The sequence below is a fragment of the Prevotella histicola genome (assembly GCF_055385135.1).
The window spans coordinates 671462-693182 of sequence record NZ_AP043794.1 but is presented as its reverse complement, the minus strand read 5'-3'; the positions used below and the strand labels follow the sequence as shown (position 1 = coordinate 693182).

Genomic DNA, 21721 nt, shown 5'->3' with positions numbered 1-21721 from the left:
TGTAATCTATTGATTTTCACCTATAAAGATACGAATTTTTGACGAGATTACCAACTTTTTCAAGCCTTTTCTTATCCCGAACTCGCGTACGTTATCCATCCAGAAATCTGCCACGACAGAAAACGGAAAAACCAACAACCAACCTGCTGAAGACGTTCCCCACCTTGCTCGCAAAGACACTGCCAAGGGGCGAAAAGACTCCTTTCTTCGCAGCTTCTATTCCCCTTCAGACGGCAACCCCAAAGAACCTGGTAAGCGTGAACCCGTCACTCACGATGTGGGGAAACCTCCTGACGGACGATTTACTGGGCATGTACGCCTTCCATCCCACTGCAAACATCAACTTCGAGAGCCTCTCTTCCTTCTATAATGGCTACTTCAATGCAGGAAGTGGACTTGTTGATGGCATCCTGCATGGTATGTTCCTCGACACGAGTTACGCGAGTCTGGGCGTCATAAAACTGAAATATTATGCCTACGACACCAAAACATGGCAGCTCATTGACCAGCCTGTAGAGGTAAACGACCTCAGTCTGACTGCCACAGAGACGGCTGTAGACCCCGTAACGGGTGAGATCTTCGGTGAGTTTTATGCTCCTGATTTGAATGGACATGAGTGGGGTGTGATTGATTATACCACACTGAAGCGCACCACGATAGCCCCTGCACAACACGTATATGTAGCCTTGGGCATCGCCAATGACGGCTTTGCATACGGTGTAACGAAGGAAGGTGACTTCTATCAGATTGACCGTACGACGGGTGCAGAGACGCTGAAAGGCTCCACGGGAGTGGTGGTTTCCGATAACAATGGACAATACTTCACACAGAGTGGAGAGTTTGATCCACGCACAAATGAGTTCTTCTGGGCATCAACAGACAGGGACGGGAAGTTCCAACTCTATACGATCAACCTTGAAAACGGAAAGGTTACGCCCGTAGGAGGCTACTCAACGGAGGCTTCACTCATGGCTCTTACCTTCCCAAAGACGCCTACTGCTCCTGCTGCACCAGCTGCTGCAAGCGGTCTGAAGGCTGACTTCAAGGACGGGAAGCTGCAGGGTACGTTCCAGTTTACGGCACCTGACAAGACGTTTGACGGCTCTTCGCTCACGGGTAACGTCTCTTATACACTCTATGCCAACGAGAAAGAGATTGCGAAAGGTAGCATCGGAGCTGGCAAGCAAGCCACACTCGACATCACAGTCGGCGAAGGTCTTAACAATTTCGTGGTCCTTCTGGCAAACGAAGCAGGCACTGGTCCGCGCAGTAAGATCACTACCTACGTTGGCTATGACACCCCAGAGGCAGTCAGGAACGTGTCGTTCAACCTTGACGAGACGGGGAATGTCAGCCTCAAGTGGGACAAACCGCTGCAAGGAACACACAAGGGTTACCTCGGAACACTCACCTATGACGTCATCCGAAACGTCAACGGACAGAGCAAGACAGTGGCTGAAGGACTGTCAGTAACAGACTTCAGCGAAGTGATTCACAAGGATTCACTGTCAGCTTATTCGTATTCTGTGCAGGCAATCAATAGAGATAAGCGCAGCGTTAAGGTGACAACCAATGGTGAAGTGTTTGGTAATGCGCTCAATGTGCCGTTCTTCGATGACCTGTCGACGGTTAACAGTGCCGACCTCTACACCGTTATAGATAACAACAAGGACCAAAGCACCTGGAAATGGAGCGCTGCCAAGGGTGGGCAATACCAATATAACTTCAGCAAAGAGAATACTGCTGACGACTGGTTGATGACTCCTCCGATACAAATGAAGCAAGGAAAGACCTACAAAGTATCGTTCAAAGCTGCCGCAGGGTTGAAGGATTTCGATGAACGTATGGAGGTTCTATGGGGCAAAGGGAAGACGATTGATGCCATGAAGGGCGTGCTTCTTCCTGCTACTGACATCAAAGGGGCTGACCTCAAGACCTATTCTGGTACCTTAAAGCCCACTGTTGACGGTGATTATTGCATCGGGTTCCATGCCCTTTCGGCTCCTGACAGATACATGATTGTCCTCGACTCCATCGCTGTTGAGGGGGCTGCAGAGGCGAAAGCACCTGCTGCCGCTACCCAGCTGACGGCTACCCCTGACGCAACAGCAGCTCTTAAGGCTACCATTTCTTTCCATGCTCCAACGAAAGCCATCGATGGTTCGGCACTGACAAACATCACTAAGATGGTCGTTCTCAATGGTAAACGCACCGTAAAGACCATCGAGAACCCCGCACCAGGCAGTGTTCTGACGGTTACGGATGATGCTGCTGCGAGCGGAGAGAACACCTATGACATCATAGCCTACAACAGTTTCGACTTCGGAGAGAAAGCTTCTGTCACGGTTTATGTAGGACAAGACGTACCTGTAATGGGCAAAGTAAAAGCTAAGGATCAGACTACTTCAGTTCAATTGAGGTGGGATGTGCCAGCTGGTGTGCACAATGGCGTCATCCTTCCAGAGCAGATTACGTACCGAATCCACAACATCACCGAGGAAGGAAGGGTTGATGAAGAGGTCGGATCGGTAAAGGGTAAGACCGAATTTACCATCACCGGACTCAATACTAACAAGGGTGAACAACGCTATCAGCGCTGGGCTATCATCGCCGAGAACCCTTCCGGACTCAGTAACTGGGTTGCTGGGACCGTACTTATTGGTAGTCCTTACGCCATTCCGTACCATAACAGTTTCAAGAATGGAACCATCGAGAACCTGTTCATAGGTCTGGAGCGGTCTGACAAGAATGCTTCATGGACCGTAACCAACGATGTTTCATCCGATAATGACTTCGGTTCACTCCTCTTCCGACCCTCTGTACCTGGCGTCTCAACCATCCTTTGTGGTAAGATGAACCTACAAGGGGCAACGAGTCCGAAGCTCATCTTCGACTATAGAGGTGATGGAGCACCAAAAGAAAAGGTGGAAATACGATTCGAAAAGAAGGACGGTGAAGTCACAGAACTACTATGGACGAATACCGTTCCATCAACAAATGGGGCTTGGAAGACCCAGGTTGTCGACATTCCTACCGAACTGATAGGTGAAGATTACGTACTCATGCGCATCATCGGAAAGGCTGATGTCATCACGGACGACCCTGTTTTCATTGACAATATCAACATTGCTGACCCATTAGAGAGGGATGCAAGCATTGATTTGTCAGTACCTGAGAAGGTGAAAAAGGGACAGACGGCACATCTAACGGTCAAGGTTACCAACCTTGGAATGGAGAAAATGGAACATGCAAAGGTCACTTTGACTGCCAATGATAAGGTCATCATGGGGTTAGAACTCTCGAAAACGCTCTCTCTCCTACAAGATGAGACCTTCAACGTAGACTACAAAACGACGAGTCTTGAGGCTTCGGACAATCTGAATATCAAGGCAACTGTTGACTATGAGGACGACTATGACCCAGAAAACAACACTGCTGAAGAGAGCATGAAACTGGAGAAAGCCGACGTACTTACGCCTCAGAACCTGCGTGTTGTGGACAATACAGCCGCAACAATGAAGCTTTCATGGGATGCACCATCCTCATCAACAACCGATGTTAACGATGACTTCGAGCAATATGAGGCTTGGGGAACCAGCTTTGGTGCATGGACAACGGTTGATAACGACCATGGTTTCGCAGGAAATCTCGTCGATGGAGTACAGTATAACCACCAAGGTGAGGCGTTCGCATTCATCAATTGGGAACCAGCTGATATCTTCGAGGGCGCTGACAGCAATGTTCTGCCACACTCAGGAGAGAAGGCTGCAGCCGCAATCTACCAGGTTGACAACATGGGTAACGACTATATTGATGCTGACAACTGGCTCATCAGTCCGCAACTGTCAGGAAAAGCACAGACCATACACTTCTGGGTGAACAATCTCCCAGCACAAGACGGAAACTACGGAACGGAAAGTTTCGATGTGCTTACCTCAATGACGAACAACGAGATTGCTGCCTTCAAGAAGGTCGGAGACACACATGTGCAGGGTTCAGGTAAATGGACTGAGGTGGCAGTGACCGTTCCTGAGGGTACAAAGTTCTTTGCTATTCACCACATAACAAAGAAAGATAACGTCTTTGTCTTCATGGTTGACGATGCCACTTTTGAGTCGGGTACAGGTCCAATCTTGTACAATATCTATCGGGATGGCACCTATGTAGGCAAAACCTACACCACCCTTAGCAACGAGATAGCCAACGACGGACAGAATCATCAGTACAGTGTGACTGCCGTTTATGCTGATGGCGCTGAGTCAGAGCCCGTTATGCTCACTGTCACCACGGGTATCCAGAGCCTCGATGGCACCTCTCCCGTTACTTATGATGTCTATACCCTCGATGGCAAACAAGTATTGAAGGCTGCACGAAGCCTACAGAAACTTGCCAAAGGCATCTATGTTATCAATGGTAAGAAAACGATTATTAAATAATCAGACATAGCCAAAAAACCGATTGACCATTAAAAACTTAACCCCGCTTCCCCACCCCCTGCAAAGGAGATGGGGAAGTTTTATTGTAAAACAAATTCACTATTAGAAAACAAAAGACGCCCTTTCGCATGGTAAAAGGGCATCTTTTACAACGCAAAAGGGCGTTTTTTACAATCCAAAAGAGCCTCTTTTGAATTGCGTGTTGTATATTCTTTTACAATATTACCTATTCTTCCTTATTCTGCCACCTTACGATATTGCTCGTAAAGCCACTGCTGTTGCTGCGCAATGGTGAGGTTGCTGTTATCGAGGGTTGTAAGAATCAATATTCATATAACGACATAAAAACAGGTGGAATAAGGAGAAATAATCACTAAAAAAATACAGATATAGAGACTTTTACTTATCTTTGCATATTCCTTGAAGGCTGCCTATAGTTGAAGTCATTTGAATATTGAAGCTTCCTAATTAGCCAAATGATAAAAGAACGCATGCCAAGCATAACTTAGGACACTATGGTTAGATATGATAGTGTTATGATAATATCTAAAAGATTATGGAAAGTAATATCTTATTATACAGTAACGATCATGGTAAGGTCAGTATTCAAGTGCGCTATGAAGATGGTACATTTTGGTTGACTCAGAAGCGAATGGCAGAGCTATTCTCTGTAGATGTTCGTACAATAAATGAGCATCTAAAGAATATTTTCCGCTCAAAAGAACTCTCTGAAGAGGGAACTATCCGGAAAATTCGGATAGTTCAAACAGAAGGAAACCGACAAGTGGAGCGCAATGTAGCTTTTTATGCTTTGGAAGCCATCATTGCTGTAGGCTATCGAGTTAACTCTGAGCAGGCTACAAGATTTCGTCAATGGGCAACAAAGACACTTGATACATTTATTACCAAAGGTTATGTCCTTGACAAGGAAAGGTTGAGACAAGGCGAAAAGTTTGGACATGACTACTTTAAAGATTTACTTGAAGATATCAGAGAGATACGTGCCAGTGAGCGCCGGTTCTATCAAAAAATCACAGATATTTATGCTTTGTCAGTAGATTATGACAAGCATGCACTAGAAACAAAACGTTTCTTTGCATCAGTACAGAATAAATTACACTGGGCTATATCTGGTAAGACGGCAGCTGAGATTATATATGACAACGCTGATGCCAGCCAACCACATATGGGATTGACGACATGGAGACATGCACCTGACGGTAAAATAATGAAATCAGACGTAGTTATAGCTAAGAACTACCTCAATCAAAAGCATATGACAGCTATCAATAGACTCGTTTCTGCTTATCTTGACTTGGCTGAAGACCGTGCAGAGCAGCAAATTGTCATGACAATGAAGGATTGGAGTAATCTTTTGGATGGCTTTTTAACGGTTGCTGGCAGACCAATATTAGATGGTCCGGGGAGTGTTTCAGCATTAGAAGCAAAGATAAAGGCGGAATGTGAGTATGAAACATTCCGCCGTAAACAAGATATTGAATACCTTTCAGACTTTGATAAGGAGATGAAACGTCTGAAGGGTTAAGATAATTGGACCTGCAAAAAGGCTAATGGCTCATTCTGCCACCTTACGATATTGCTCGTAAAGCCACTGCTGTTGCTGCGCAATGGTGAGGTTGCTGTTATCGAGTTCGATCGCATCAGGTGCTTTGCGGAGTGGAGAAGTGGCGCGATGAGAGTCGATATAGTCGCGTTCCTCAACGTTCTTCAGAATGTCATTAAAGTTCGCTTCCATTCCTTTTGCCTTCAGTTCGTCATACCGACGTTGGGCACGCACCTCGGCAGATGCCGTTACGAAGATCTTCAGTTCAGCATCTGGGAAGACCACCGTACCAATGTCTCGACCGTCCATGACGATTCCTTTCCCTGCTCCCATGCGCTGTTGCTGTGCCACGAGGGCTGCACGGACGAAAGGTAAGGCGGCGATGGGGCTAACGTGTGACGATACTTCCATGCTTCGGATGTCCTTCTCCACGTTCTCACCATTGAGGAAAATGTCGGGTTTACCTGTCGTTTTATTCAGTTGGAAGCTGATGTTTATATTCTTCATCTGTGCCTTCAGCTCTTCCTCCCGTATGCTTCCGTCGGCATTGAAGAGGTTATGACGCAGTGCATAGAGCGTTACCGAGCGGTACATAGCGCCCGTGTCAACATAGATATAGCCTATTTCCTTGGCAAGATCCTTTGCCATCGTACTCTTACCGCATGATGAAAAGCCGTCAATGGCTATGGTTATTTTCTTCATTCTGTATACCTTATTAATATAGTATGTTATATGTCATCTTCTTTAGGATGACCACAAAGTTAGTAAAAAAAAGCAGAATGCAGACTGAGAAGGGGTAGAATAAAAGAACTTTCGAAATTTATTGTAATATTACAGTAAATTTCGAAAGTCCTGAAAGATGCTAAAATGAATAGGCTAAGTTGACCAATATCGAACTACTTGTCGCATGATACTTGCCGTAAGCAAGGTTGAGCTTGAAGCGTTCGAGGTTGATTCCTGCTCCAAGACTCAGTCCTGCACCGTGTGCACCGGCGTCATCGCCTTTGCCAATGGTCATCTCGTCGGACTTACGGAAGTTGTATCCGCCACCAATCCATATGTTATCAGAGAGCAAAACATCAGCTCCAAGGTTGAGATGATTGATGAAACGATAGTTGTAATGCGTCATATCAACGAGTGTTGCAGACACTCTGACGGGCAGAGCAGCAAAGGTTTTGCTCACACCAAGTTGCAGATCGAACGGCATCTTACCGTAATCTTCCTCGTAAGCCTTGACCTGTCCACCGAGATTCTTTGCTACAACAGACACTGACCATTGGCGTTCAGGCTCATACCAGTTCAATCCGAGGTCTACACCAACAGCCATTGAGTTGTAGTTTCCGATGTAAGAAGTAATGAATTTTGCCGTGATACCACCCACGAGATTGCGTGCCAGCTCATACGAAAAGATTCCTTCCAGAGCAATATCGCTGGCGTTGAACGTTCCCGTCTGTACGTTATTCTCATCCACCTGCTTCATCTTTCCGTAGTTCATGTACAGTATTCCGCCCGCAATCGTGGCCTTTTCGCCAAGCGCTTTGGTGTAAGAAGCACCCATGTAGTTGGCTCCGTGCATGTAATTCATATAGTTCAGCCCCACAGTATTGTCACTTACGGACGATGCAAGGGCTGGATTAGAGAACATAAGGGCAGGGTCATCCTCAATAATCGTAATGTTTTCACCACCCAAAGCTGCCGCATGCGCACTCACAGGGAGGCGAAGAAAATTATATTCAGTCTGACTCTCCTGTGCCTTTGTGCCCATAACGAGCAGCAGAGTGAGGAGGGTTAAAACGACTTTTTTCATCTAATCTAAATTAATTTCTCGGCAAAGATACATCTTTTTCCGAATATCTTATTACTTTTGTCTTCTGAAGTTCTGTGCATCAGACGGTCTTTTGTCTGATAAGTCACAGTGATTAGTATAACGGTATTTGCTATTGTTTAGTATCTTATATTGGAAATAAAGAAGTCAAATAGGGCAGACTTGGAGAACAAACGGTGGGTTGGCTTCCTCTTGGGAGTCATTCTGGCACTGTCTATCTTCTTTGTTGCAATGGAATATAACAGCTCTGGGACTGATGATGACAGCAATACGAAGCGTTCATTGCATGATGTCACACTCCACGACATGGAGATGTTACCTGCCATTGACCAGCAGAACCTTGCCAAAACGAAGGATGAGAAGAAGCCAACGGTGGATGATATGCTGAATCTTAAGCGTAGTGACACACCGAATAAGGTTACTCCGCACGATGCAGGAAGCATGAATTCAAATGATAAGAAGACTGCTGCGCCACAGGTTAGTGATGTCCCTATCATCATGCCGACCATCAATACGCTGCCAGATCCGCCTAAAGTGAAAGAAGATGGGAAGAAAGTGACGGAGAAAATGACTGATGACCCGTCGCAAGTGGAGGTGGAACGCTATGATGACAAGGTCAGTAAGCGTATTCTTTCAGAGACTCCTACACCCCCAGGGGGCTGGGTTGAGTTCATGAAATGGCTCACAAAGACCCTGCAATACCCTGCTTCTGCGAAGGAAAACCAACTTTCTGGTACGGTGAACATCACCTTTATCATCAATGTTGATGGCTCTGTGAGCGACGTTACCATCCGAAGTGGGAAGGTACCGGTGCTCAATGCCGAGGTACTTCGCGTACTGAAGACAATGGGAACATGGAAACCTGGCATCGCAAAGAACAAGCCTTGCCGCTCAATGGTGGAGATACCAGTGGTCTTCAAGCTCTCATAGACGAGGTCTGTGGGGATAATAACGAACGAATAAAACAATCTTTTAGCACTTTTATCAATGTATACTGCTGACGAAATACTCGCGAAAGTAAACGCATATATCAATAATCTGACTTACGATCGTAAGCCACAAAGCCTGTATGAACCCATCAAATACGTGTTGGAACTGGGTGGAAAGCGCATCCGACCAACGCTGATGCTGCTCTCATACAACCTCTTTAAGGACGATCCAGAGACCATTCTCTCTCCGGCATGTGCCCTTGAGACCTATCATAACTACACACTTCTGCACGATGATCTCATGGATGACGCACCACTTAGGCGTGGTCAGCAGACTGTTCATGTGCGTTGGGATGCTAATACTGCCATCCTTTCAGGTGATTCTATGCTTGTTTTGGCATTCGAACGCATGGCACGTTGCGGTGATAAACACCTGCATGAGGTGTTGAGTTTGTTTGCTGAGACGGCGTTAGAGATAGGTGAAGGACAGCAATATGACATGGAGTTCGAGCACAGAAACGATGTTCGGGAAGAGGAATACATTGAGATGATACGCCTCAAGACGAGTGTTCTGCTGGCGTGTGCTATGAAAACTGGAGCTATTCTGGCTGATGCACCGAAGGAAGATGCCGACAAATTATATAAGTTTGGTGAACAAATAGGTCTTGCTTTCCAGCTTCAAGATGATTATCTTGACGTCTATGGCGATCCGAAAGTGTTCGGAAAGAAAATTGGAGGAGACATTACTTCGAACAAAAAGACCTACATGCTCATCAATGCCTTTAACAAAGCGGATGCTAAACAGCGCAAAGAACTGGAGCGATGGGTGGCATGTGAGAACTTCAACCGTGATGAAAAGGTGGCTGCAGTGACGGCTTTATATAATAAGATAGGTGTAGATAAGCTGGCACAGGATAAGATAAATCATTACTTTGAGGTGGCAAGTAAGTATCTTAATGATGTCAGTTTACCCGAAGAACGTAAGGCAGAAATGAAGGCTTATGCCGTCAGATTGCTGAACAGACAACGCTAAAAAAGCCTCACCCCAGCCCCTTCAAGCTCTCTTTTTATAACAATGATAATCGACACACACGCACATTTAGATGTTGAAGACTTCAAGGAAGATCTTCCAGAAGTGATCACCCGTGCCCGAGAAGCAGGGGTTGAGAAGATATTTATACCTGCTATCGACCTCCCTTCTGTGGACACGGTGCTGGCAGTATGTCGCCGTTTTCCCGACACCTGTTACCCAATGATTGGCTTACAGCCCGAAGAAGTACGTGCCGACTGGCAGGAAGTGCTTGCCAAGATGCACCGTCGACTGATGGAATCCATCGCACGTAAGCGTGAAGGAAGAACCCAACCGGGTGAGACTTTCATTGCTATTGGCGAGGTGGGGCTCGACTTTTATTGGTCACGTGAGTATGAAAAGGAGCAGTTGGCAGCCTTTGAAGAGGCGGTAAAGTGGAGCGTTGAGACCCGATTACCACTGATGATACACTGTCGGAAGGCACAGAATGAGATGCTACACATCATGCGTCCGTATGAGAAAGAGCTGCCTGGCGGTGTGTTCCATTGCTTTACGGGCAACCAAAAGGAGGCAGAAGCCTTCCTCCGTTTCGACCGATTCTGCCTCGGAATAGGTGGTGTCTCAACGTTTAAGAGCAGTCATCTGTGCGAAGATCTGCCTGCAGCAGTACCCTTAGACCGTATTGTTCTTGAGACAGACAGCCCTTACATGGCGCCCGTTCCTCATCGTGGGAAGCGCAATGAGAGTGCTTTCATTGTTGAAGTGATGCGCACACTTGCCCAAAGCTACGGTGTTGATGAGGCAGAAATAGCACGACGGACGAATGAAAATGTGGCAAGGGTGTTCCTTAAAGAAGTTTAAAATCTGTTGCGTTACTACTGAATTATAAAAGGAAAGAACTAATTTTGTACAACTTTTTAGAGCCCCTCACAGTCCTTACTGCATGGGAATCTATAAGGAAAGATGCTCGAGTGGTTGAAGAGGCACGCCTGGAAAGCGTGTAAACGCCTAAAGCGTTTCGGGGGTTCGAATCCCCCTCTTTCCGCGAAATGTGGTGTATGAAGCCCCTAAGTCATAATGGCTTAGGGGCTTTTTCGTTGTCTACTATATTGTCATTTTAACCTTTTTTTGGTCGGAATTATTGCAGATTTTTCCGACCATAGCAATCAATGAAATAGTAAAGGAAGTGGGATCTGGTTCTGTTTTATGAGCGGTGTTACAGGGAAGGATAAACTTCTTTTATCCTAAAGGTTGTAAAGCAGGAGGTGTAACGAGGTCAGTGAGTTGGGGCAGGTGGGCGGATGCGGTTTTGGGAGGGCTGTTTCTGCGATGGGTTGGAGGGGGAATGTGGGCGTATGAAATATCTTTACGGTTTTTCTTTGATGGTTTACTGCCATATAAGTGATTATGTGTTATTTTCGGGTTTGTAACCTTTTGGAATACAAGAGGTTATGAAGAGGGTTGTAAAAGATGCCCTTTTGCGTTGTAAAAGATGCTCTTTTGCATGGTAAAAGGGCATCTTTTGATGTGTAAAAGGGCGTCTTTTACCATGCGAAAGGGCGTCTTCTGTTTTCCAATCGTGAATTTGTTTTACAATAAAACTTCCCCATCTCCTTCGCGTTTTGTAATCCATTGATATACGATAAGTTACAAAGACGGTTTTTCTCCATTATCATTCGTTTTAGCATCAATAGTCCTTTGTTTTTCGTAAGATTGTTTCATGGCAGGCATTATCCGCCCTATCACCACCTCCTCCACCACCCTTACTGATCAGAATAAGAGCCGGTGGACACAGCTTCGATACGTTAGTACAAGCCCAAAACACGTAAAGCAGACTTGGATTTACGTTTATTTAATAAAATATTTTTTATGATTGAACTTCCTGTGCACAACTGTTTTGTATATTTGCAGCGATATTTGAAGTAGCATTTCCCCAGCAAGCTCTTCAGCATATCACCCCTGCTGTCGCCCGTAACTTCTCCTACTGGCCCCAATCTGACAACTGAGTGAAGGCAGCATGATGTACACATTATCATAAAAAGAAAAGCAATTAACGTAGAAGAGTCCTATGAAAATGAAGAAAAACATTGTTTTGAGAGCGTCCGAAGAGTGGACAAAAGACGATGAGCATAAACTCAAATCTATTATTATCGACAACTTCCGCGAACTACTTAACCGCAGCGAGGAGGAAGAATTATACTGGACAGGAACACAACGCGACCTTATTGAACTGGCTCACATCGTATGGGAGAGCGGTCAGATACTGGAAATGAATGGCAATCCGATGTGTTTCAAATCCATTGTTCACCACATCTGCAGGGTGCTTCACGTCAATGAACCCTGCAATCCGTCGTGTGTCGTCTCGGAAGTGAGGTCGCGCAAGAACGTCAAGTCAAGCCCATTGACCCACCGTTACTGCAACCTCATCACACAGGCAGAGATATCCGACCCCATGCGACTTGAGATTCGCAGAGGCAGAAGACGCCGTTTGTGGTGAGAAATGTAATGAATCTGAAATATATTTGACCTAAATCAAAAAAACTTTAAACCTAACATATTATTTAATGTTTCTCTTGTTTAGATGTTAAGTTATCCGTACCTTTGCAATGCAATTCAAGAGAATCAAATACACACAATAAGGTATTACACCTTCAAAGGGTATTAAAGATTGCTCAGGATTATTCGATAAGAGATTTGTTTAGGTTAGTAATAGATTTAGGTTTTTAGTTATATTTTAGGTAAAGATTGTAGAAAGATTGACGTCGGGAGACGGTAATTATTCGGAGATAACGGAAGGGCAATTGCTCAGCCGTTTCTTTTTTTTATACCCCTTAGTATCTTTCCCAACCTCAAAGGTCAAGGTACAAACCCCAAGAAACCCACTCATTTATTTGTTTCATTAGGGAAATAATCATAAATTTGCAGCAAAGAAAGGCAGAAGAATATTGAATTTTAAGCTTCACACATTGCCCTTTGTCCTTTAAACCTTAATATTCATTGCGCCATTACTTCCTTTTCCAACCTTAATCCATGGGCTTGAGCTTTTTTATTCCTCGGACTTTTTTACTCGTATTTTATATCTTCTTTATCCCTGTTATACCTCTTTTTCACGCCTCTTATATATAAGGTAAGAAGCCTTTTAGCTCTTCTTACCCGACCACAGTGCGATGATTACGAACAATCCGGCAGCAAAGATAAAGAGGAAAGAGCCTATAGCACCAGCATAGATACGACCCGTATGCACTTCTAAGGCAAGACTCCACAGTGACATTGGCATGGTTCTCAACTCTTCAGGTTGGGCAGAGAAGAACGTACCATCGTAATAATCAGCCACACATTCCTCACCTGTGAAGTCGGAACTATAGCCTACTACCATCTGACCGGCGGCAGCTGTCCCCGGAATAGTAGCCCTTGCAACCATCATATTATTGTAAGGCTCAATCTGTCCAGCCTGTCTGTTCCACCGGAAAAGCCCATCGAAAGAGCCTACAAGCCACATTCCACTCTCGTCATGTTGCCATACCGTCTGCCCCATCACGCTGACGGGCGGTGCAATGGTGATGGGTTGTGGCTTTGATGTCAGCGAGGATAAGGAGCAAAAGCCCTTTGATGTAGACAGTAACCAGTCGTGATTCTGCTCGTCATAACGTATCATCCGCAGACAATCATACCATGCGTTATCGCTTGCCAAGACAGTTCCAGGCAGCGGATGGGTGTTGTTCATGGTCAGTGGGATCATCACTGGAGGGCGCAAAGCCCACCCTGTTATCGCCGTGAAGAGCGTCAATACGATGGTAAACACACCAATCTTATTATGCCAATTCAGAACGTTCATATGCTTCGGACGCACCCAGAACCACACACCCGTCACACAAAGAGCAATGAGAATGAGTGCTATGAGGTCGACTATCAGCTTCCCCACGGTTCCGAAAAGTCCACCGCTATGCAGCAACCACACCTGTCGGAAGAGTGAAACCTTACCATCATCACCCACAGCAGGCTGTATCTCTACCCTATGGAACTGTCGGTAAGGTGCCGTAGCATAGTAAAGATAGGAACGCGAGAGCACCACCAGCGTGTCACCCCGTGTGGTAATGTCGCTCAACAGATCATCCGAATCCATCTCAGGAAGTGCCACCGACTGCCAGCCATGGTGGGGTTTGAGTTGGTAAAGCCCCATGACACTTGCAGCAAAGACCTGTCCGTTCTTCGTCCGTACCACTCCTCTCATCTGCCGATAATCAGCACCTGAAGGCAATCCCTGGTTATAATCAATGAAGATTGACGCTGCTGTATCTGTCCGAATAACGCCTGCAGCACCATAGATGAGCACCATGTCGTGCCCCTTATCATCCTTACAACGCAGTGTTCCACGCAACAATCCGTTGTTCCAATGCTTGAAATCATACCGACCAGGTAGCACTGCTCTGCTCACATTGATGTCAGCAAAGCACCGACGATGGTTCAAAACGATTCCCGAAAGACAAAACATTACCAAGAAGAAACTGATGATAAGTCCCGTCCATTTATGATATTTGCGCCACGTTCTGCGTTTCATATAAAGTTATATTCTTCCTTATAAGTGTTATTTTCACCTACAAACTTACAAATAAAAAATCACATTCCGCACATCGTCTGTTTATTTAGACGCCGGGAACAGGCGCATTCTTACGATGACATCATAACAGTTGAAGGAGTTAAAAGCAAGCAAACCAGCCGTTTAAGACTAAAAAAATGACGGAATAAAAGAATAAAAACTTAGCCTCAAAGCGCAATGTTCAACGCCCGAGACCTATACTTTTAGCACCCAACCCCTACACTTCCCTGCCCATGAAACCGTATCTATAACAGCCCATCCGTATACCTGTCAAGCAATAAAACCGTATCTATAGCATCCAACCCCTACACCTGTCAACCCATGAACTCACCTACTTTCCCACGTACCAACCCATCTAATTATCTACTTAACAAAATCTTTACACTTTTTATCCACGCCAAATCGAAAAACAACAGATTTCCTCTTATTTTTGGCTTTGTAACTATCAGAGATACAAATGGTTACAGACACCCTTCTAAAAGGTGCCCTTTTACATTGCAAAAGGGCGTCTTTTACACCTCAAAAGGGCACCTTTTACCTCGTAAAAGGGCATCTTTTGCAATGCAAAAGACCATCTATTAAAAAGCAATTGGGAAATTACTTTACAACAAGGAGGGATGATGCGCTCTCCTTTTTATCTATTCCTCTGCTCCACAAGACCCTACAACGGAAGGGCTGTCCTTCCCTTTCAACTGTCTTCTAACCAATAATTTCTCATATACTTTTCCCTTAATACATTATTTTTCGTATCTTTGTGCCATAATATATGGTTTCTAATCACTCCGCCAAGTCCGTGATATAGAACCCATTTTACCAATATTGAATCATATGAAAAAGATAATTATAGACATTCATAAGTTCGGACCTTTACAGGAAGTATCATTCCAGGTAGCACCATTCATGGTGTTTACGGGTATGTCAAAGCTGGGAAAGAGTTACGCAAATTATCTCGTTTATTATCTTTTCACAAACTTATTGGATTTAAAAGAGCGCACAAAACTAATTGAGTCTTTGATAGGTAAGGAATCCTCAGGCTCTTTTACGCTTTCAAGTGATTTACTTTCAACATATCTTCATGATAATGTAGCAGCATTTATGCGCGCATTATTAGGAGATCCGACCATAGAGTGTGACGTTGAATTCCTCTTTCCAGAGTTTGGTGAGCCCCTTCATGTCACATATCAAGAGGTAGCAGCAACAGAAGAGGAGACAGAAAAGAGATTAGGTAATACTCTAAACATCTCAATTAATGGTAAAGAAGCAAACAGAAATATCATTAGAAATACTGCGCTGACAGTAGGGGGATATAGTCTGACGGCACTTTCCCACAGATTACTTGAAAACTTTTATGTCGCTACTTTAATCTTTCCACCTGCAAACGGAGCTTTGATTAATGCCAATTATTCCCTTACCAGCTCTATAAATCCAGAGGGAATGTATGGCAGGTTCTTATTTGATAACGACTATTGCACTTCAATATGGTCTACAGAAGAGCAATCTCCTTATCTTAACCAGATTAAGAAGATAACTGATGGGGATGTTGTTACGGAAGAAGGTAAGGAATTTCTGGTACTTGATGGAGGCGAACACGTAAACATGTCTGCCGCAGCCTCCTCTATAAAGGAGATTAGTCCGCTTTTGTTTCTATTAAAGAATCACCCTGGCGCAAACGCAGCAATATGTCTGGAAGAACCTGAAGCACATCTGCATCCATCCATGCAGATTCAGGTGGCAGACCTTATTGCGGAATGCATCAACAATGGTTTCTTGTTCCATATCACGACACATAGCGATTATTTTATGGATAGATTGAACCAGCTTATCAAGTTAGGTAATATCCGTAAGAAGGATGAAGCAACCTTTAAAGAGTATTGCACCGCAAATGGTTTATCAGAAAAAACGTTCCTTGATGGCGACAATGTGAAGGCATATTTCTTCCATAGAGATGACGAGACAGGTAAGGTTGTGATAGAAGAACTGCCTGTGGAAGAAGGTGGAATACCAATGAAGACCTTCTATGAAACGGTAGAAAAGATGCGTAAACAGGATGAACAGATTGATGAAATGTTGTACTCCCTTAATGCTTCTGACCAATGATAGACTTCTCTGTCCTACGCAATTGCCTTTTACAAGCCTGCTTTTTTAAAGAACATGACGGTAAAGTAACCAAATCTGAGCACCAGACAGAACCCAATAAGCTTGAGCAAGCTACTTATGAACATGATGGAAAAATAATAGAAATAGAGAACCATTTGCTAAAGAAATGTAAGGGCTCTTTTAACAGTGAGTTCCAAAACTGCAGCTATCAGTGCGACTGTGATGGTATCTTCTTACTACAAGTGGGAGATAAGGACTATATCGTCTATTCTGAAATGAAGTCTAATTTTGATGAAAAAGCCATCTGGCAGATTAGTAGTTCAGTCGTAAGAACCAAGTTATTACTTAGCTCTATAAAGGATTTTGGCTTAGAAAATTATCAGGAATTGGGGATAATTATCAGTTATCCTATGCGGGTTGAGATAAAGATTGACGATAATGATTCCTTTAAAACCAACAAGAGGAAAATGATAAGCCCTTATCCTAAGGCTATATATAGATGTAAAGCGGAACTTAAAAAAAGAAAGAGTACCAAGGTAAATGGCTCCGATTTCTCTATGTCTGATGCTCACATTGCAGAACAATACCAACCTAATGATATGATTATCAAGCATGTAGAAGTACCTGAAGGGAACACTTCTTGCTCTGTAAATATAGATAACCTCATCGCGTCATTATAACGTTATCAAGACGGAAGGGCATGTTCTGGACTCCCCTCCCATCCATTTACTTGAACTTATCAAGGACAATTACACTATCAAAACATACTAAAGGGACGTTGCTTGGCAGTCCTTTGCGCCTTCTTCTCCTGCAGAATGGAGAAGGAACTGCCATGTTTCATTTCTGAATTTCCTGTCATTTCTGTCACTCCAAACGGCTTTCTAAGATACTAATAACGTGACACTTACGCGAAATGTTAAAAGTGACAGGAAACAAAAAATAAAACTATTCTTGTATAACAGACTGTATATGAGAGTTGGATAAGTAGTAGGTTATACAAGAAATAAATAGCCTTTCAGAACAAAAGAACCAAAGAAAAACAGTCTTTCCACACGCTATAACACAAAGAAAAGACCTGAATAATAACAAAAGAAATACTTGAAGAAGACCCTTCTCACGCTTGTTAACCAAGTAAACATATACAACAAAGAAGGTTCTGAACGGATGATGATTGCCCCAAAAAGTAGCCTCCAACAGGCGATAGCAAGACGAGTACAGGCGAAAATTAACTAAAAAAGGAAAACATACACACCATCTTATTCGGCAAAATATTATCTTTTCTTGTGATTTTTTTGCTTTTTAGCGATGTATTATCTTTATTTTGATTATCTTTGCGGAAAATAATATAATATTAACTTATAATAACCGTGAAGCAAATGATAAAAGAATGCTACCGAAAGCCTGCCATTTCGGTAATCTCTGTAGAAAGGGAAAGCTTCTTGTTGACAAACGGAGGTTCTGAAACAAATGGACTAACAAACCATATACCTCAATCTTCATGCACAACAATGTTGCATGGATGAGTACAGAGATACGGTAGTTAAGGTCAGGGTGAAGTGGAGAATACAACACAGAAAAGTATTCTTGAGAGCTTTACCAACGACCCATTATTATGATGAGTAACTTTAATAACATAGGCTGCGTGATGCAGCTACGGATGGGAGAAGCGTCTCTCGAGTTTTAATTTTCGTTTCTCCTGCCTCTTTCTCAGAGGAGATCCTGCGGTATTATAGCATTATACGAGGGTTTCCTGCAGACAAAGGGGCAGGTTTCTTTTTGTCAAAACAAAAAGGGAAAAGAGGAAAAAGGTAAGGTAAGGAGGGGAAAAGAGAAGGAGAACAGTTGGGTGTTACCAGTGGTTCTACAGATGAAGAAACTCTCAAATAGCCCCTTTCCAAGGTGAACAAATATCAGAGTGAAACCCTATAGCATAAGCCTTAAGAAAGAAAAACAGATTATCTGAGGTTCTCTAACAGAGGAATTGTGATGATACCACGTGATATGGTAAGCTGAGATTCAGCTTCCATAGCGTTCAACATGTGGGAGACATTAATCCGACTTTGGTGCAGTTCATGTCCAAGATCCTCCATCTTGATGCGTAAAACCTTCGGTCCGGCTTGTGTCATACAGCGGAGACGAAGAAAAGAAATGAACTGATCGCGAATGTCCGTAGGTTGCTGTCGCCATGGATAATGGCTACCTTTCTGGGCTTGCATAGAAACAGTATTGAGGAAATTAAGCCGAAATATAAACGATTCATCCATCAATCGGAGTACCTCTGTCTTATCCAAAGAGAGCAGACTGCAGGCTGTTGCAGCCGAGAAAGTCTTGGTGTGATGCTGAATAAGACCGAAGAAATGTTCCGGTTGTATGACAGCTGGCGCTTTCAGTTGCTCCTCAATACTATACCGATGATTGTCAGCACGACTCAAAACACGCAGCGAACCGCTTACAAGAAAGTAGAGTTGTTCGCATTTTTCATCTTCCTTTACGAGTATTTTACCCTCTGACAGCTTATGAAACCCGAACTTCGTGTTCCCTACAATGTCTGCCAGTTCGGTATTACTGATGCCGATAAACAGGGGTAACTCAAGGAGTTTATTATATATTTGGAGCATAAACGGAGGCTCTCTTTAGAGGATTTAGAACCGTTGAAGGGGCAAATCAACAGTTTAAAATTAAAAAAATGAAAGGGTGAAAACAATGAAAATTAAGGCGCAATGTCCGATATTCAGAACTCAAGACATATGCTTTATAAGCTACAACTCTTTACCTCATCTACCTGAAAACACATCTCTCAACACTTCATCGTGCAAAGATAGAAGATGAAGAAAGGATGAAATGAGGAGTGAAAGAATGAAGATTTGAAGAGAAGGAAGGGCTGATAGTAACCACCAAAGCCCTGATTGCAATCTTCAAATCCCCATTTCTGATCCTCAATGCTTAACCATCAGACACCTGGTGCCTGTGGTTTAAGACCTTCACTATACCATACCTTCAGCTTACCCTTTGCATCTGAATAGATGAAATACGCCATCAGCTCTGGATGTTTCTCAAGAAGTGCACGCGCTTTGTCAATCCCCATCACCATAAAAGAGGTGGCATAGGCATCTGCCGTAGCACAGTTCTTTGCCAAGACAGTGGCTGAAAGCAATGAATGTTGTACTGGATAACCCGTCTTAGGATCAATGGTATGTGCATATTTCTTCCCACCTTTATAATAGAAGTTACGGTAATTGCCACTTGTCGCCATCGCCTTATCCGTAACATTCAGCACGGTTTCAAGCTCCTGATTGTTGTTCAACTTATCGTCAGTAGGCTTCGTAACACCAATCTTCCATGGCAAACGCTGCTCACTATTGCCCATCGTTACAATCTCACCGCCTATCTCTATCATGAAATTATGAATACCATTGCGCTTCAGGAAACGTGCAACAACATCTGAACCGTAGCCCTTAGCAATGGCAGAACAGTCGAGCATGATACGTGGATCAGTCTTCTTAATGGTGTTACCAACAAGCTTAACCTTCTGATAACCAACAATTCTACGTAGTTTATCAATCTCTTTCTTTGATGGATGTTGCCCTGTTTTAAACCCGAATCCCCACAGATTAACCATTGGAGCAACGGTAATATCAAAGGCACCATTGGTCTCTTTCGACACTTTTTCAGCGAGATTGAAGACATCAGCAAACATGTCGTTGACCTTAACAGGCTTGTTTTGGTTGATCTGTGAGATGAGTGAGTTCTTCTCAAAGGTGGAGAATGTCATGTTCACCTTCTGCAATTCAGCTTCAATAGCTGGCTGTAAGTCTTCATTATATTGGTAAGTAATATGATAAACCGTTCCGAAAATCATTCCCGTATTGTGCTGATAAGGCATGGAACGCTGACAACGTACAATCCATATCGAGCCAACGATAAGAATAATAAGGAATGGAATCTGCCAATATAGTTTCTTTTTAATCATAATGTTTGTTTCTTTAGAATTAAAAAAAGGGACTGAATCAGAATTCAAGCAGGACATTGAACGTAGCACCAAGGCGTGACGTACCACCCCGACCATAGCCGGGAACATACCATGCCTCGCCATTTGCACCGGCTTTCTGATACAAACGCGTCTTGTAACGGACACTCCATCCCATGCGCAACGGACCCCATATCTTGGCATCAACCCCTCCAACGGCTTCAACCCACAGCTGATTATTGCTGACGCCATTGGCTTCGTAAGGTACCTGAACATGCCAAACGGGATCGAAAGTACCGGGACTTGTCACGTCATATTTAAAAGATGTGTAGCCCAAACGGCCTCCTACAAGGAGCCGATAGATGTCATGTTTGTTCTTCAAGACATTGAAATCGACACCCACACGGGCATAAGGAGCACTGGTCTTGAACCTTACACCTGTCGTTTCATCGGTTTTATCAGCCTGTCCGACACCTATTTCAACGATGGGATAGTACCGATCCTTGATGTTTACACGTACCATTGCTTCATATTGACCGTAATTGGCAAGCAAACGCATGGCAGGTCCAACCACATCTGTACCTACTGCAATACCCCGAAAGAAGGCAATGCTGTCTTCATTCACCGTCGCAACGGGCTTCCGACGCTGTGCTGAAGCTACCGAAGGAAGCAGCAGAAGACTGCTAATGACGACTAATATATAGGTGGAAATTCTCTTTCGATCCATCATAATCTACATTTGGATTGTTGATTTCTATCCTGTTTACGATCCGTCCTGTCGTTGTTGCACCTGTTATGGTATGGAAGAAAACAGGCTGACAGTCAACACTTTCAAAGTGACTGACACTGGTTTTCGCAATGGTTAACGTGTCAACAGTGGTATGACCCAGTGTGTCTGTAAAGACAAAACGCAACTTATCGCTTGCACCAGCATAACTCATAGGTAGCTGGAAAGACTTACTTCCAACCAACCGATTGACCAAAACGGTATCAGTCAGCCCATCACGGATGGCGGATATGGTAAGCGTGTCATGCAGACTGTCGCCTTTCAGCACGTATTTGGCTGACACGCCGTTGGTAACAGGACAGTCTATGTCCGAACAAGATGTGAAAAAGAAGGGAGAAAGGAGCACTGCGAAGAGCAACAGAAGCTGTACTCTACTACCTCTAAGCATCGTGAAAACACGTGATTCTCCGTCCTTATTCGTCCCTGTTATCTGTTTGATAAACTGTTGATTCATGTTTTATTCGTTGTTTAATAATAGTGAGGCGTAAG

The 21721-nt window shown here is 44.0% G+C and carries 15 protein-coding genes and 1 tRNA gene; 9 read left to right on the top strand and 7 right to left on the bottom strand.

Annotation, left to right across the window (positions count from 1 at the left end; translation table 11 throughout):
• Positions 1-38 precede the first annotated feature (38 nt).
• Entirely contained in the window at positions 39-4436 is a 4398-nt protein-coding gene (locus ACZ48L_RS11550; protein ID WP_464722057.1) for a choice-of-anchor J domain-containing protein, read from the top strand.
• Between the two features lie 556 nt (positions 4437-4992).
• Complete coding sequence (locus tag ACZ48L_RS11545) at positions 4993-5982, top strand: virulence RhuM family protein (RefSeq protein ID WP_025792732.1); 990 nt, start codon at positions 4993-4995, stop codon at positions 5980-5982.
• Between the two features lie 30 nt (positions 5983-6012).
• Here ACZ48L_RS11545 and cmk read toward each other — a convergent pair whose 3' ends face one another.
• Positions 6013-6702, bottom strand: coding sequence for a (d)CMP kinase (cmk, locus tag ACZ48L_RS11540; protein ID WP_025792734.1), 690 nt, complete (start codon positions 6700-6702; stop codon positions 6013-6015).
• 160 nt (positions 6703-6862) lie between these two features.
• On the bottom strand, positions 6863-7807 hold the full coding sequence (gene porQ / locus ACZ48L_RS11535; protein ID WP_036868811.1) for a type IX secretion system protein PorQ: 945 nt from the start codon (positions 7805-7807) through the stop codon (positions 6863-6865).
• Between the two features lie 150 nt (positions 7808-7957).
• On the opposite strand from porQ, the gene ACZ48L_RS11530 reads away from it, so the two are divergent.
• The 5 genes from ACZ48L_RS11530 to ACZ48L_RS11510 all read left to right on the top strand — a co-directional run bounded on the left by ACZ48L_RS11530 (position 7958) and on the right by ACZ48L_RS11510 (position 12281).
• Positions 7958-8755: an energy transducer TonB gene (locus ACZ48L_RS11530; protein WP_025792735.1), complete on the top strand. Its 798-nt coding sequence runs from the start codon at positions 7958-7960 to the stop codon at positions 8753-8755.
• A 57-nt stretch (positions 8756-8812) separates the two neighbouring features.
• Positions 8813-9787, top strand: coding sequence for a polyprenyl synthetase family protein (locus ACZ48L_RS11525; protein ID WP_025792736.1), 975 nt, complete (start codon positions 8813-8815; stop codon positions 9785-9787).
• 42 nt (positions 9788-9829) lie between these two features.
• Positions 9830-10645, top strand: coding sequence for a TatD family hydrolase (locus ACZ48L_RS11520; RefSeq protein ID WP_025792738.1), 816 nt, complete (start codon positions 9830-9832; stop codon positions 10643-10645).
• A 96-nt stretch (positions 10646-10741) separates the two neighbouring features.
• Positions 10742-10829, top strand: a tRNA-Ser gene (locus ACZ48L_RS11515).
• Positions 10830-11858: 1029 nt separating this feature from the next.
• A complete protein-coding gene (locus ACZ48L_RS11510; RefSeq protein WP_008822905.1) occupies positions 11859-12281 on the top strand; it encodes a hypothetical protein in 423 nt (140 codons plus the stop codon).
• Positions 12282-12923: 642 nt separating this feature from the next.
• Here ACZ48L_RS11510 and ACZ48L_RS11505 read toward each other — a convergent pair.
• Complete coding sequence (locus ACZ48L_RS11505; protein ID WP_025792742.1) at positions 12924-14342, bottom strand: PepSY-associated TM helix domain-containing protein; 1419 nt, start codon at positions 14340-14342, stop codon at positions 12924-12926.
• An 867-nt stretch (positions 14343-15209) separates the two neighbouring features.
• Between ACZ48L_RS11505 and ACZ48L_RS11500 the strand changes: the two genes are divergently transcribed.
• Together ACZ48L_RS11500 and ACZ48L_RS11495 are read left to right on the top strand one after the other, a co-directional pair.
• Positions 15210-16478 carry an AAA family ATPase gene (locus ACZ48L_RS11500; protein ID WP_025792743.1) on the top strand — a complete coding sequence of 423 codons (1269 nt, stop codon included), beginning with the start codon at positions 15210-15212 and terminating at the stop codon, positions 16476-16478.
• Positions 16475-17158, top strand: a complete 684-nt coding sequence (locus ACZ48L_RS11495; RefSeq protein WP_025792745.1) for a hypothetical protein — start codon at positions 16475-16477, stop codon at positions 17156-17158. Before ACZ48L_RS11500 ends, ACZ48L_RS11495 begins: the two co-directional genes overlap by 4 nt.
• A gap of 1275 nt (positions 17159-18433) precedes the next feature.
• On the opposite strand, the gene ACZ48L_RS11490 is transcribed toward ACZ48L_RS11495, so the two are convergent.
• The 4 genes from ACZ48L_RS11490 to ACZ48L_RS11475 form a co-directional block, all read right to left on the bottom strand.
• On the bottom strand, positions 18434-19096 hold the full coding sequence (locus tag ACZ48L_RS11490) for a Crp/Fnr family transcriptional regulator (protein ID WP_025792746.1): 663 nt from the start codon (positions 19094-19096) through the stop codon (positions 18434-18436).
• Between the two features lie 332 nt (positions 19097-19428).
• On the bottom strand, positions 19429-20448 hold the full coding sequence (locus tag ACZ48L_RS11485; protein ID WP_025792748.1) for an FAD:protein FMN transferase: 1020 nt from the start codon (positions 20446-20448) through the stop codon (positions 19429-19431).
• 37 nt (positions 20449-20485) lie between these two features.
• Positions 20486-21172 carry a DUF6048 family protein gene (locus ACZ48L_RS11480; RefSeq protein ID WP_025792750.1) on the bottom strand — a complete coding sequence of 229 codons (687 nt, stop codon included), beginning with the start codon at positions 21170-21172 and terminating at the stop codon, positions 20486-20488.
• On the bottom strand, positions 21129-21686 hold the full coding sequence (locus tag ACZ48L_RS11475) for a DUF6452 family protein (RefSeq protein ID WP_025792751.1): 558 nt from the start codon (positions 21684-21686) through the stop codon (positions 21129-21131). The genes ACZ48L_RS11480 and ACZ48L_RS11475 overlap by 44 nt, the downstream gene beginning before the upstream one ends.
• Positions 21687-21721 lie beyond the last annotated feature (35 nt).